The organism is Wolbachia endosymbiont of Drosophila mauritiana, from assembly GCF_004795975.1.
In the GTDB taxonomy this organism is placed as follows: domain Bacteria; phylum Pseudomonadota; class Alphaproteobacteria; order Rickettsiales; family Anaplasmataceae; genus Wolbachia.
In genome coordinates this window covers 285236-298868 of the sequence record NZ_CP034335.1, presented here as the reverse complement: position 1 = coordinate 298868, position 13633 = coordinate 285236, and the positions used below count along the sequence as shown (strand labels likewise).

The 13633-nt window shown below is 34.5% G+C and carries 12 protein-coding genes, 1 tRNA gene, 2 rRNA genes and 1 pseudogene; 6 read left to right on the top strand and 10 right to left on the bottom strand.

What is annotated here, in order from left to right; genetic code table 11:
• Positions 1 to 18 precede the first annotated feature (18 nt).
• The gene (pstC, locus tag EJB00_RS01505; RefSeq protein ID WP_015588338.1) at positions 19 to 1107 is read right to left on the bottom strand and encodes a phosphate ABC transporter permease subunit PstC; all 1089 of its coding nucleotides are present in this window, start codon (positions 1105 to 1107) and stop codon (positions 19 to 21) included.
• Between the two features lie 107 nt (positions 1108 to 1214).
• Here pstC and rpmH point away from each other — a divergent pair, with 107 nt between their 5' ends.
• The 3 genes from rpmH (at position 1215) to EJB00_RS01490 (ending at position 1993) form a co-directional block, all read left to right on the top strand.
• Positions 1215 to 1349, top strand: a complete 135-nt coding sequence (gene rpmH, locus EJB00_RS01500; RefSeq protein WP_015588337.1) for a 50S ribosomal protein L34 — start codon at positions 1215 to 1217, stop codon at positions 1347 to 1349.
• A complete protein-coding gene (gene rnpA, locus EJB00_RS01495) occupies positions 1333 to 1710 on the top strand; it encodes a ribonuclease P protein component (RefSeq protein ID WP_135352912.1) in 378 nt (125 codons plus the stop codon). Before rpmH ends, rnpA begins: the two co-directional genes overlap by 17 nt.
• A 73-nt stretch (positions 1711 to 1783) precedes the next feature.
• Positions 1784 to 1993: a hypothetical protein gene (locus EJB00_RS01490; RefSeq protein ID WP_015588336.1), complete on the top strand. Its 210-nt coding sequence runs from the start codon at positions 1784 to 1786 to the stop codon at positions 1991 to 1993.
• Positions 1994 to 2116: 123 nt separating this feature from the next.
• Here EJB00_RS01490 and EJB00_RS06315 read toward each other — a convergent pair.
• From EJB00_RS06315 to EJB00_RS01480, 3 genes and pseudogenes are all read right to left on the bottom strand, one after another.
• Positions 2117 to 2426: pseudogene (locus EJB00_RS06315) on the bottom strand (IS66 family transposase); the annotation flags it as partial.
• Between the two features lie 351 nt (positions 2427 to 2777).
• A 5S ribosomal RNA gene (gene rrf, locus EJB00_RS01485) occupies positions 2778 to 2884 on the bottom strand.
• A 67-nt stretch (positions 2885 to 2951) separates the two neighbouring features.
• Positions 2952 to 5716, bottom strand: a 23S ribosomal RNA gene (locus EJB00_RS01480).
• A gap of 331 nt (positions 5717 to 6047) precedes the next feature.
• Between EJB00_RS01480 and EJB00_RS01475 the strand changes: the two genes are divergently transcribed.
• The 3 genes from EJB00_RS01475 to ruvX all read left to right on the top strand — a co-directional run bounded on the left by EJB00_RS01475 (position 6048) and on the right by ruvX (position 9484).
• Positions 6048 to 7118 (top strand): methyltransferase domain-containing protein, encoded by a 1071-nt coding sequence (locus EJB00_RS01475; protein ID WP_135352897.1) that lies wholly within the window; start codon positions 6048 to 6050, stop codon positions 7116 to 7118.
• A gap of 48 nt (positions 7119 to 7166) precedes the next feature.
• The gene (locus tag EJB00_RS01470) at positions 7167 to 8951 is read left to right on the top strand and encodes a ribonucleoside-diphosphate reductase subunit alpha (RefSeq protein ID WP_108784002.1); all 1785 of its coding nucleotides are present in this window, start codon (positions 7167 to 7169) and stop codon (positions 8949 to 8951) included.
• Positions 8952 to 9016: 65 nt separating this feature from the next.
• The gene (gene ruvX / locus EJB00_RS01465; RefSeq protein ID WP_015588333.1) at positions 9017 to 9484 is read left to right on the top strand and encodes a Holliday junction resolvase RuvX; all 468 of its coding nucleotides are present in this window, start codon (positions 9017 to 9019) and stop codon (positions 9482 to 9484) included.
• 26 nt (positions 9485 to 9510) lie between these two features.
• Here ruvX and ruvC read toward each other — a convergent pair whose 3' ends face one another.
• From ruvC to EJB00_RS01435, 6 genes are all read right to left on the bottom strand, one after another.
• Positions 9511 to 9999 (bottom strand): crossover junction endodeoxyribonuclease RuvC, encoded by a 489-nt coding sequence (ruvC, locus tag EJB00_RS01460; protein WP_135352898.1) that lies wholly within the window; start codon positions 9997 to 9999, stop codon positions 9511 to 9513.
• Positions 10000 to 10827 carry a cytochrome c oxidase subunit 3 gene (locus EJB00_RS01455; RefSeq protein ID WP_015588331.1) on the bottom strand — a complete coding sequence of 276 codons (828 nt, stop codon included), beginning with the start codon at positions 10825 to 10827 and terminating at the stop codon, positions 10000 to 10002.
• A gap of 47 nt (positions 10828 to 10874) precedes the next feature.
• Positions 10875 to 11534, bottom strand: coding sequence for a TenA family protein (locus EJB00_RS01450; protein WP_135352899.1), 660 nt, complete (start codon positions 11532 to 11534; stop codon positions 10875 to 10877).
• A gap of 39 nt (positions 11535 to 11573) precedes the next feature.
• On the bottom strand, positions 11574 to 12239 hold the full coding sequence (locus tag EJB00_RS01445) for a TenA family protein (RefSeq protein WP_015588329.1): 666 nt from the start codon (positions 12237 to 12239) through the stop codon (positions 11574 to 11576).
• A gap of 109 nt (positions 12240 to 12348) precedes the next feature.
• Positions 12349 to 13515, bottom strand: a complete 1167-nt coding sequence (gene metK, locus EJB00_RS01440; protein ID WP_015588328.1) for a methionine adenosyltransferase — start codon at positions 13513 to 13515, stop codon at positions 12349 to 12351.
• A 42-nt stretch (positions 13516 to 13557) separates the two neighbouring features.
• Positions 13558 to 13631, bottom strand: a tRNA-Ile gene (locus EJB00_RS01435).
• Between the last annotated feature and the right edge of the window lie 2 nt (positions 13632 to 13633).

Below are 13633 nucleotides of genomic sequence, written 5' to 3'. Positions count from 1 at the left end.
GCAATATTAAAACACTTACTAGTTACGTTTCATTATAAACAATGCAAATGCATTCAATAGCCAAGTAATAACAAACAGCACCAAACTAAGCGCATAAGCAGCAAGAGTTTGCACACTATTGAAATCCTGATCTCCGGTAAGTAATGTAGCAATTTGTACAGTGATAGTAGTAACTGAATTGAGAGGATTAAAGGTCAAATTTGCATTGATTCCCACAGCCATTAGTACAATCATTGTTTCACCTATCACTCTTGAAATTGATAATAAAATTGCACTTAAAATTGTAGGCATTGCATAAGGTATTGTTATATGCCATATAGTTTCCGCTGGTGTTGCGCCAAGCGCCATAAAACCATAACGCAAACTTTTTGGAACAGATCTTATAGCATCTTCAAGCAAAGAAATAATAAAAGGAAGAATCATTACCCCGATCGATAAACCAGCAATCAAAGCACTTTCTGAGTGTATACTTAAATTAAAAAAATTTGCTACCTGCTTTATAAAAAAAGACAAAAATACAACTGAGAAGTATCCATATACAACAGTAGGAATAGCAGACAAAACCTGTAAGGCTGTATTAATAACATAACGCACTTTTTCACTCGCATACTCACTAATATATATTGCAGAAAATAAACCAAGCGGCACCGCAACTAACATTGCTACAATAGTTATAAGTAATGTCCCCACTAAAAGTGGCGCTATACCAAAACATCCCACCTCTCCTCCGCCAATAATAGCTACATTATGCTTCCATTTTAAGCAAAATAAGAATTCTGAAATAGCTACTTTATTAAAAAAAGAAATGGACTGAACAAAAATAGATAGCATTATAAATAAAGTGATAAAAAGTGATATTGCTAAAGCCATAAATAACAAAAATTTTACCATCTTATTTCTTTTACCTTTAAAGATAAAAATCAGCATAAAAAAAAGTAACGCTATAGAAATAGAAGTTATAAAATAACCATCATAGAATGCTAACAAACAAGGTAGCATCCACATACAACTCAAATATATATAAGACTTAACTTTACTTACTGCTTGAAACTTACTCAAACAAAATAAAAGGATTAGTAAAACAGGTACGCCTATAATTAAATTCATTTTTCCATACATCAAATTTTATTCAACAAGAATGCCATAGAAGTTGACCATTATTTGACAATAGAGCAAAATAATTTAAAATAAATAGTCATATTAATATAAAAGCAATGAAAAGAACATTTCAACCAAAAAATTTAAAAAGAAAGCACAGACATGGATTTCGTTCACGTATGTCAACAAAAGCTGGAAGAAAAATTCTTAATAAGCGTCGTTCATTAGGGTGTAATAAATTATGCGCATAATAAGCATAAAAAAAAAGAGTTTTCCTTTGCTTTTAAAAACAGATTAGCACCTGACAGTCTTTTTTATCGAGGGGTATATATATCACTATATGCTATAAAAGAAAGAGAACCTGAAAAGTATATTCATGTTATTAGAGTAGGTCTGGCTATCAGTAAAAAAGTCGGAAAAGCAGCAAAAAGAAATAAAATAAAAAGGCAATTACGAATGCTAGCTAAAGTTAGCATTTCTAATATAAGTAATCTAGGATACTATTACATAATACTAACCCATAAAAACATTATGCAAGCAGGCTATAAAAATTTACAAAAAGATCTAAATATTTGCTTAAAGAAAGATAAAATAAGAAGAAATTTTCACTAAAGTATTTACAGCTATGTTTTTTATGATAAAGTAAGTAAAGTTTTTAAAATAAATTAATAGATGTGGGTACTTGATGGTAGAGAGTATAAGAAAACAAGATAAAAAGCTCGATACAAATAATGCTGAAGAGAGTTTTTATGAATATAGAAAGTCTAGCTACCGTACACAATGGGGAATGGCATTTGAACAAAGCCAGTACTTAGAACAAAATAAGGATAATCCTAGAGGGAAGTTGCTAAATTTGAATATAGAAGCAACTTATTACAATAAGAGAATGGTTTGATAAAAGTAAAAGTACCTGTTCAGGGGAGTGGTTGAAGAAGCGATAGGCAGGGGATTGTATAGTTCTCTTTGTTTTCATGTGAAGTATAATGAGATTATCTTTTCAAATTCCTAGCTCTGATTACGTAAAATATGAGCTTTTACAGTAAACGATATAATGCCTAATTTGCTGTTCAGCGTGATAGCGGAATACTTTCTAGTTTACTTAAAAAATTTCACATCATTCTTTCAGATTTTAAAATATTTTTCGCAACTTGAGAAGCTCCAGTTGCTTCAGATAGGTAGCTTCAAGTAATACCTTATACGTTTTGCAACTTTCTTACACTTCTGTTTCATTTTTTAATAAAGCTTTTTTTTAGCATAAACAATTTAGTGGATGCGTTTTTTAAGTAACAGCCCAGAACTTTAACTTCAATAGTCCGACTATGTTTCAAAGTACCTGTCAGCGACTATTACGATTGCACCATACACCTTTTTGCATTTTGAAGGAACTCTACATTCACTATTTGATACGCTTTCAATTCACATTAAAAACTTCAATTCACATTAAAAACATCACTTATAATTCTCACGTGAAGATCAACTTTTTGATGATTTGTTAAATATTGCTATCTCTCCTCCTCATTTACAAACAGGTAGCAAATTCTACTTTTAAATTTTCTACTTTTATTTTAAAGTTTTCGCAGAGTTCTAAAAGATCAATTATATTACCTCACAGCTACTCTATGTTTACCTTGTTTCATCGCTCTACTGAACAGATATAAATAAAAAAGAAATTTTTATAAACTTGGCAACGACCTACTTTCCCTTTTTAAGTATCATCGGCGCTAAAAAGTTTCACTTCCGAGTTCGAAATGAGATCGGGTGGTTCATTTTTGCTATAGTCACCAAGTCAATAAAAATTTCTGACTTAACAAATTTCAATTTAATATTTAACACTGCATATACACATATAGAAAGGAAATAAATCAATCAGGCTATTAGTACTAGTTAGCTTCACATGTTACCATGCTTCCACACCTAGCCTATCAACGTGGTAGTCTTCCACGGCCTTAATTGGGAAATTTTTTTGAAGAGGGTTTCTTGCTTATATGCTTTCAGCAATTATCCCATCTATACATAGCTACCCAGCGATGCTATTGGCATAACAGCTGGTACACCAGAGGTATATCCATCTCGGTCCTCTCGTACTAGAGTCAGACCTTCTCAAATTTCCTTCACCCACGGCAGATAGAAACCGAACTGTCTCACGACGTTCTAAACCCAACTCACGTATCACTTTAATCGGCGAACAGCCGAACCCTTGGGACCTTCTCCAGCCCCAGGATGTGATGAGTCGACATCGAGGTGCCAAACGGTGTCGTCGCTATGAACGCTCGAACACCATCAGCCTGTTATCCCCGGCGTACCTTTTATCCGTTGAGCGATAACCCTTCCATACAGAATTACCGGATCACTATGACCGACTTTCGTCTCTGCTTGGCTTGTCAGCCTCGCAGTCAGGCAAGCTTATGCCATTATACTATCAAGCTGATTTCCGACCAGCTCTAGCTTACCTTCGTACGCCTCCGTTACTTTTTAGGAGGCGACCGCCCCAGTCAAACTACCCACCATACAATGTCCTAGTTTCAGATAATGAAACATAGTTAGATATCAAAAATGTAAAGGGTGGTATCTCAAGGTCGACTCCATTACAGCTAGCACCATAACTTCAAAGTCTCCCACCTATCCTGCACATCACATTTTTAATAGCAATGTAAAGCTATAGTAAAGGTGCACGGGGTCTCTTCGTCTAACCGCGGGTACCCCGCATCTGCACGGGGAATTCAATTTCGCTGAAATGATGTTGGAGACAGTGGAGAAATCGTTACGCCATTCGTGCGGGTCGGAACTTACCCGACAAGGAATTTCGCTACCTTAGGACCGTCAGTGTTACGGCCGCCGTTTACTGGGGCTTCAATTCAGAGCTTGCACTCTTCCTATTAACCTTCCAGCACCGGGCAGGCGTCAGACCCTATACTTCCACTTACGTGTTTGCAGAGTCCTGTGTTTTTAGTAAACAGTCGCTACTCCCTATTTTGTGCCACCTACTCATAGTTGCCTAAAAGCAGGTTACCCTTCTTCCGAAGTTACAGGTATAATTTGCCGAGTTCCTTCAACATCATTCTTTCAACACCTTAGTATACTCTACTCATCCACCAGTGTCGGTTTACGGTACGGCCTCATAAATATTAAGTGCTATTTCCTGGAGCTTCTTTTAAGCATAGATCAATCCAATAAGACCTACACAAATACAAAACCCGTCACACTTAAGAGGTTTAGGAATATTAACCTAATTGCCATCGACTACTCCTTTACGGACTCGCCTTAGGAACCGACTAACCCTACGCAGATTAACTTAACGTAGGAACCCTTAGATTTTTGGTGAGAGTGTTTTTCACACTCTTTTACGCTACTTATGTCAGCATTCTCACTTCCGATATCTCCAGCAGCTTTCACAAACCGCCTTCACAGACTTACGGAACGCTCCGCTACCGCGCCTATTAATCGAAATTAATAAGCACCCACATCTTCGGTATACAGCTTTAGCCCCGGTACATTTTCGGCGCAGAAAAACTTATTTAGACAAGTGAGCTGTTACGCTTTCTTTAAAGGATGGCTGCTTCCAAGCCAACCTCCTAGCTGTAATGGTTTTTCCACTTCCTTCCCCACTTAGCTGTAATTTTGGGACCTTAGATAGTGATCTGGGCTGTTTCCCTTTCCACCACGGACTTAGCACCCGTAGTGTGTCTGCTGTATAATTAATTGTTGGTATTCGGAGTTTGGTTAGATTTGGTAAGATGATGAATCCCCCTAGTCTATCCAGTGCTCTACCCCCAACAACATACATACAACGCTCTACCTAAATAGATTTCGCGGAGAACCAGCTATTTCCAAGTTTGATTGGCCTTTCACCCCTAATCACAACTCATCCAATAATGTTGCAACATTAACTGGTTCGATCCTTCAGTATGTTTTACCATACCTTCAATCTGGTCATGACTAGATCACTTGGTTTCGGGTCTAATCCATAAAACTAAACGCCCTATTCAGACTTGCTTTCGCTACGCCTACACCTACCGGCTTAAGCTTGCTTCATAGATTAACTCGCTGACCCATTATGCAAAAGGTACGCTGTCACTCTAAATATCAATAAATTGATATAGAGCTCCAACTGTTTGTAAGCACTTGATTTCAGATTCTATTTCACTCCCCTCCCGGGGTTCTTTTCACCTTTCCCTCACGGTACTTGTTCACTATCGGTCGTTAAGGAGTATTTAGGCTTGGAGGATGGTCCCCCCATATTCAAACAGGATTTCACGTGCCCCGCTCTACTCAAGGATTTAAAAACTTTCTACTTATACAGGACTATCACCTTCTATGGTTACCATTTCCAGAGTATTCTAATTCTTATTTTTAAATCACTAGCCTTTTCCGCTTTCGCTCGTCACTACTAACAGAATCTCGGTTGATTTCTTTTCCTTTGGCTACTTAGATATTTCAGTTCACCAAGTTTGCCTTATATATTAGTATATAATAACTAGCTAAGCTAGTTGGGTTTCCCCATTCGGAAATCTGCGGATCAAAATTTGTTGACAATTTCCCACAGCTTATCGCAGCCTGCCACGTCCTTCATCGCCTCTTAACGCCAAGGCATCCATCAAGTGCTCTTAATAATTTATTTATCTGACTATATGTAGAATATGCAGAGTTAAATATTAACTTACAATTGAATTGAGATTAAATAATCTCTACCATAAAACTTTTCAAACATCTAAAAACTAATCTTTTATATGTTACAATCTGATACATCATATGTCAACGCCTTTTTACACAAAACATTTACCTATTATTATCAACAACAACATACCAGTAATCTTAAACAGTACAATCTGAGAAATATTCGACAAATTGATATGTACAGAAAAATTAATGAAAAAGATATTTTGTAAGATAAAATGTGTTAAAATTAGTTACCTAAAAACGACAATGAACATTTCGAGTATTTCTAATGTATGAAAAGTAATCTATCTTTTATAAAAAACTTTGCTTTAAATTGTATATCTAAGCTCACTGGCTTATTAAGTATTAAAAAAGTAAAAAATTTCATTATGGATAAATACAATACTCTCCATAAAGAAATTGTAGCGCTTCTTGAAAAATCTAAAAACCTGTTAAATACCAACATTGAAATCGGGTTATATCACTTCTATAAAGGTAATATATCAGATGCAAAGTTAATATTTTGGTTAATTAGCATATTCTACCCCAAATTACCTATAATCTGGTATAATATTGGAAGATGTCATTTTGCAGTAGGAAATACTAATAAAGCTTATAATTATTTAACAAAGACGCTAAAATTAGATAGTAGTCACAAAGAAGCTTCTTACTACTTAAAAAAAATAACAAACACATCAGATATCGTAGAATTGCCTGAAAATCTCATAAAACAATATTTTGATTACACAGGTGAATATTTTGTTGAGCATTGGCTAATTGCCAAACAATACAGAGGGCATGAACTCGTACACATGATAATTACAAAAGTCTTTAACCACTACACTTCTGAACTGAATATACTCGACCTTGGTTGCGGTACTGGAATATGTGGTCACTTCCTAAAAATAAGTAATATTAGAAGTCGCATAACAGGAGTTGATATCTCAAATAGAATGCTCAATATTGCAAGAGGATGCCTTATAAAAGGTAAACCTGTTTACGATGAGTTAATACATACAGAAATGAAAGAGTTTCTTAAACAAGAGAAGAACCAGCAGTATGATGTAATTATCTTTGCTGAAGTGCTACACTATCTACATGATTTTCTAGCAGAATTGAAACTAGCAAAAGGATTGACAAACAAAAAAGGGGTTATTGTATGTTTAGTAAGAAGAAAGGAAAGTAAGGGTATTGACTTTGTAAACAAGGGAGATTATTTTCGTCACTCAGAAGATTATATTCAGCATGTTGCAAAAGAAACAAATATGCAAATAAGTCAAATGAGTTACTGTAAAATATATGGCAGCCAAGTTGATGGTATCTTGTTTGCATTACATTATCCACAAAAAAATTTAACAACTTAATCGAGAAATCGCTCAAATAAATGTCTATATTATCATAAAAGGAGCCTTATGAATTACATTGCTATTAACTACGCAAAGGATAGTAAATTAACCGATTTTGGAAAAGCAGTTCTATTGGACAGGTATTTAATAGAAAATGAAAGTTATCAAGATCTCTTTATACGCATTGCCAATTACTACTCTGATAATAAAGAGCATGCACAGCGTCTTTATGACTACATGAGCAATTTATGGTTCATGCCTTCAACTCCAATACTTAGCAATGGTGGTACCAAGAGAGGATTGCCTATTTCCTGCTTTCTTAACGAAACTGAAGATAGCTTGCAGGGAATAGTTGATTTATGGAATGAAAATGTTTGGCTCGCTGCACGTGGTGGTGGAATAGGTAGTTATTGGGGAAATTTACGTTCAATTGGTGAAAGTGTCAAAGGTAGCGGTAAAACATCAGGAATTGTGCCATTTATTGTAGTACAAAACGCTCTAACGCTTGCAATCAGCCAAGGATCATTAAGAAGAGGAAGCTCAGCCGTCTATCTTCCTGTATCCCATCCAGAGATAGAAGAGTTTCTAGATTTACGTAAGCCAACTGGTGGTGACCCAAATCGCAAAGCATTAAATATACATCATGCTGTAATAGTAACAGATAAGTTTATGCAAGCTGTTGAAGATGATCAAGAATGGGATTTAATAAGCCCTCATAACAATAAAGTTATTTCAACAGTAAAAGCACGGGATATATGGATTAAAATATTAACAGCAAGAATTGAAACTGGAGAACCTTATATTATCTTTCTTAATGCAACAAATAACAATAAACCAGAACCTTACAAAAAGCTCAATTTAGATATAAAAATGTCAAACCTATGCAGTGAAATAACTTTAACTACAGGTTACGATCACCTGAACAAGTCACGCACTGCTGTATGTTGTTTATCATCCGTAAATCTTGAATACTACGAAGAATGGAAAGATAATGAGCTTTTCATAGAAGATATAATGCGTTTTCTTGATAATGTATTAGAGGATTTCATAAACCAAGCACCAAATGAAATACAGCGAGCAAAATATTCCGCAATAAGAGAGCGTAGTATCGGTCTTGGCGTGATGGGTTTTCATTCATTTTTACAAAGTAAAATGGTTCCTTTTGAATCAGTAACAGCCCAACAATGGAATAAAAAAGTATTTAAGCATTTGCGCGAGCAAGCGGATGTAGTTTCTAAAAAATTAGCAGAAGAAAAAGGGCCATGTCTTGACGCTAAAGAAATCGATCTAATGGAAAGGTTCACACATAAGCTCGCTATTGCTCCAACTGCCTCAATTTCGATTATCGCAGGCAACACTTCCCCTGGAATAGAGCCATATGCAGCAAACGTATTTATACAGAAGACATTAACAGGTTCATTTGTAGTACGAAATAAATTCTTGCAAAAACTACTAGCAGAAAAAAATCAAGACAATGATGAAACATGGTCCTCAATTTCAACAAATGAGGGTTCTGTTCAGCATTTAGATTTTCTTAGCAAGCATGAAAAACTGACATTTAAAACAGCATACGAACTTGATCAACAATGGATCATAGAACATGCAAGTGATAGAACTTCTTATATTTGTCAATCTCAATCAGTAAATCTGTTCTTACCTGCCAATGTGCATAAACGTTACTTACACAAAATACACATGCTTGCTTGGAAAAAAGGATTAAAGAGCTTATATTACTGCAGATCACAATCAATGCAGAGAGCTGACAAGGTCTCACATGACATATTCAAAAAAAGTCAAATATTGCAACAAAAAACAGATATTAATTATGATGAATGTCTGTCATGCCAATAGATTTATGACACTGAATTTACAGATCATGTAATAAATAATGATGTAAAAAACAAAAAATCTAATGAATGCTCTATAGAAACCTCAATGAATTTTTACAATCCATCCCAAAAGATAAGCGGTTAATGTGCCTTGATATGGGAGAAAAACAAATAGGCATAGCATTTAGTGATAAAACACAGCTTATAGCTACAGCTCATAGTATATATTATAGAAGAAATATGAGCAAAGATTTAGGTTATCTAAATAGAGTACTTAAAGAAAATGAAGCTGGATCAATGGTAATAGGGCTACCATTCACAATAGATGAACAAGAGACCGAATGGTGTAAAGCAATAATCCAATTCGCAAATAAAATAATAAAAAAATGTAAGATAAACATATATCTACAAGACGAAAGTTTATCAACATCTCTTGCAACTCACGCACTAAAAATTACTGGAATATCAATCACAAAATCAAAAAAAATAGATGATAAAATTGCTGCATGTATTATTCTGCAACGAACATTAGATAAGATAAATACCATCAAATAGTTTTTTTTAACTGAATTCATGTAAAACTATTCAATAAAACAAGAACTTCTCGTATAAGCATGACAAATTGCTGTAGCAAGAGCATCAGCAGTATGATGACATTTTATATTTAAGTTTTTAACTATTTGCTTCACCATAAATATAATCTGATCCTTATCAGCATGACCATTTCCAGTAATGCTCTTTTTTATATAGTTCGCATCATATTCATTCATGGTCAAATCCGTCATTTGTAATACTAAAATTACAATTGCTCTTGCATATCCTAAAGTTAGTGAAGATTTTGGATTTTTATTAACAAAAATTTTTTCTACAGCAGCTTCATTGGGAGAGTACAGAAAAATTACTTTCTTTAATTGTTCAAAAATTATATATAGACGTTCACCTGTACCTAACTTACCATCAGTTGATATGGTATCACCACCCAAAAATTTAATATTATTTTTTTCTTCCAGGCTGATAATGGCCCAACCCGTTTTGCTTATTCCCGGATCTAGACCGATTATCTTAACCACTTAATAAAGGCTTAACCAATAAACAAACACAAATAAAAATATCCAGACTACATCCACGAAGTGCCAATACCAAGAGGCAAACTCAAAGCATAAATGATCTTGAGGTATAAATTGATCTTTCCGAGCTCTAAATAAACATACTGACAAAAATATTATACCTATTATAACATGGACACAATGAAAACCAGTAATCATGTAAAAGTTGGATGTATAGATAAGTTTCTCTCCCGCTTCTTGTAGAGAAAAACTTGCTTCATAATACTCAATTGCTTGCACTATTATAAAGAAAATTCCAAGCAATATAGTTATAGATAACATTTTAATCATGCTCTTTTTATCATTTTCAAGTAAAAAATGATGTGCTGAGGTAATTGTTGTACCAGAAAGTAATAATATTAGTGTATTCATAAATGGTAACGACCACGGATCCGGTGGTAAAATCCCTTCAGGGGGCCATTCAACTTTTTTTGTAGGAGAAAACGCTTCAAATAAAAAAACCGGATCAAGCCAGGCTTTAAAGAATGAACAAAAGAACGCTATAAAAAACACAACTTCCGAGAGGATAAATAAGTACATTGCAAGCTTGAGTCCATGTTTTACAATGGCAGTATGGCATTTATCATAAATTGTTTCTCTTATTACATCTCTCCACCAATAAAACAGCACTCCTGATACCGCAGAGATCCCCAAAACTAAACCAAATATTCCAGAAATTTGTTTATGGAGTGTACCAACTAATCCAAGTGCAAGAACAAGAATTGCTGCTGATATAGCAATTGGCCAGGGACTTGGGTCCACTAAATGAAAATCATGTTCTTTCCTTTTCATATCACCTTCAAAAATACATATCAAGCATACAAATTAGCTTAAAATTGTCAATATTTCTTAAAATCTTGATCAAATTTTGAAAAATTATATGCGCTATTCCAAAAGTCTAACTCAAATTGTGCAGTTATTTTAAATAATTCAAGCATTCTGGTTCTTTCACTTTCCCTTGCTTTGTTACAATACTCGTCAACAATATCTTCCAAAGCAACACATCCAGATTCCATCAAGCTACTGCCAAAAAAATCAAACCAATCCTTATACCTATTATTTTTTTTAATTTTACTTCTCATACTACCAATAACAACTTTATATATAAAATGGCAAGAGTAAATAACTGTTACAGCTTCATAAATGTCGCTATACGAAGTAGACAAAAGAAAGTTAGTAAAATTGAAACACTCTAGCGACTTTTCTCCACGATTTATAGAGTATACAGCAAAGTAGTGGTCGCATAACACTCTTATAATCTCTATTCCTCCTTGAGCCACCTCAATCAATGGAACAATGTTGTTACAACTCTCCATTTTTGATGCAATAATTAAAACAGTACGAACATAATCAGCTACAAAAAATGCATCTTGTTGTATATAAAACTTGAAATTTTCTATGTTTAAAGTATTATTTGCTAATTCAACATTGAAAGGATGCTCAATAATATCCTTTAAAAGGTTTGACCCATAATAACTCTTAATTATACCACTAAACATCACATAAACTAGAATATAATTTAGTGTTAATACTACAGACTATGCTAGAGAATACATCTCATCCCAAAACATTATTTCTAGCTCTAGACCTCTCTTAAAAAACTCACGCATCTTTTTCCTCTCATAATCACCAGCCTTTGCATATAGATTATTTGCAACGTCAGTAACTTGATTAATCGTAGCATTCATTACTGTGTTATTATAGATATCAATCCACCCTTGATATCTGTGATCTTCAACTTTTTTAGGCATAACCTCTCCTACCATATGATTTATAATAATTTGGTATATATTAAAGCAAGGATAAGACGCTGCTAAAGCTTCAGCAACAGAATTATGATATGCAGCACGCATAAAAAAGTCAGTAAAAGCAGAACAAGATTTTGATTTTTTATGATTATCGGATAAATCACAAGTCTCAAAATATTCAGTATACTGCTTTCGAACCGCAAATGTTCCCCTTGCTATATTAACCAAACTGCCCATTATTTCAATGTCATCAACTTTAGCTGCAATAATCAATAAAGCACGAGTACAGTCCACTAAATATAAAAAATCCTGCTGAAGATAAATTTTGAACTTTTCATAATCTAGCGTATTGTTTATCAATTCAACATTGAAAGGATGTTCTTTTATTTCTTCAATAAGATCAGATGATTCTTTTATAGCAATATCATAAAATTCTTCTTTTGGTTTGTCGGACATCTTGTAAGCCTCATAAATATTAAAACTAGCATGGTTACTAAAAAGTTACTTACAATTTATAATAAGTTATTATATCAGTATCAAGCTAGAAATAAAAGAGTTTAATAGTTTAAAGAAATTCTCTCCTTTTTTCTTCTATATTAAATTCTTTACAAAAATCAGTAGATAAGTCCACACCTTCCCAAGAAAATCCACCATCACCTTCCGAATCTTTACCAAAATGCCCATAGTAGGCTGTACGTTTATATATAGGACGATTAAGTGATAAATGCCTTATTATGCCTTTAGTTGATAAATCTATGTTACCTTCAATAAACCCTTTAATCCTCTCTTCATCTATTGTATTCGTGCCAAATGTATCAATGTAAAATGAAGTAGGTTTTGAGACACCAATTGCATAAGAAAGCTGCACAAGACAACGTTCAGCTAAACCTGCAAAGACAATATTTTTAGCAAGGTATCTAGCCATATAAGCTGCGGATCTATCAACTTTTGTTGCATCTTTTCCAGAAAACGCTCCTCCACCGTGTGGAATATAGCCTCCATAAGTATCAACCATAATTTTTCGTCCGGTTAATCCACAATCACCAACTGGTCCACCAATAACAAATCTACCTGTTGGATTGACTAAGAGATTTTCTTTAGGGCACATCCACCCTTCAGGTAAAGATGAAGCTATGTAAGGATAAATTATTTCCTTCACTTTCGATTGACTCAGATCCTCAAGATGCTGTATTGAAACAACAATACTTTCAGCACGCACTGGAAGGTTATTCTCATACGCCAAAGTGATTTGCGATTTTGCATCCGGACCAAGCTTTACCTCTTTGACCATACTCATGATATTTCTCAGAATCGAGTGTGCATAAAAAATGGGTGCTGGCATGAGGCTTTCTGTCTCTATTGTTGCATAGCCATACATTATGCCCTGATCCCCAGCACCTTGATCCACACCTATTGCAATGTCATTTGATTGTTCATGTAGCAATATATTTACTTTCACTGTTTCCCAGTGGAAACCATCATGCTCATAACCAATATCTTTTATTGTATTCCGTACAATACTTTCAATCTTGCTATTTTCAATGTTCGGCCCAAATACTTCCCCAGCTATAATAACATTATCTTTAGTAACTAAAGTCTCTATTGCAGTACGAGAGGAAGAGTCATTAAAAAGGTATTCGTCAAGTATTGCATCTGAAATCTGGTCTGCTACTTTGTCTGGATGACCAGCTGCTACTGATTCACTGGTTACTGAATTCTTATGTAAAACCATCGTTTAGTTACACAATATCAAAACTATTGCAAATTTAAACGGTGGGTCTGGGAAGAGTTGAACCTCCGACCTCACGCTTATCAGGCGTGCGCTCTAACCACCTGAGCTACAGACCCGT

Coding starts and splice junctions, on each gene's coding strand:
- rpmH (WP_015588337.1), top strand. CDS start 1,215: ATGAAAAGAACATTTCAACCAAAAAATTTAAAAAGAAAGCACAGACAT.
- EJB00_RS01470 (WP_108784002.1), top strand. CDS start 7,167: ATGAATTACATTGCTATTAACTACGCAAAGGATAGTAAATTAACCGAT.
- EJB00_RS01490 (WP_015588336.1), top strand. CDS start 1,784: ATGGTAGAGAGTATAAGAAAACAAGATAAAAAGCTCGATACAAATAAT.
- ruvX (WP_015588333.1), top strand. CDS start 9,017: ATGCTCTATAGAAACCTCAATGAATTTTTACAATCCATCCCAAAAGAT.
- pstC (WP_015588338.1), bottom strand. CDS start 1,107: ATGAATTTAATTATAGGCGTACCTGTTTTACTAATCCTTTTATTTTGT.
- metK (WP_015588328.1), bottom strand. CDS start 13,515: ATGGTTTTACATAAGAATTCAGTAACCAGTGAATCAGTAGCAGCTGGT.
- EJB00_RS01445 (WP_015588329.1), bottom strand. CDS start 12,239: ATGTCCGACAAACCAAAAGAAGAATTTTATGATATTGCTATAAAAGAA.
- EJB00_RS01450 (WP_135352899.1), bottom strand. CDS start 11,534: ATGTTTAGTGGTATAATTAAGAGTTATTATGGGTCAAACCTTTTAAAG.
- EJB00_RS01455 (WP_015588331.1), bottom strand. CDS start 10,827: ATGAAAAGGAAAGAACATGATTTTCATTTAGTGGACCCAAGTCCCTGG.
- EJB00_RS01475 (WP_135352897.1), top strand. CDS start 6,048: ATGAAAAGTAATCTATCTTTTATAAAAAACTTTGCTTTAAATTGTATA.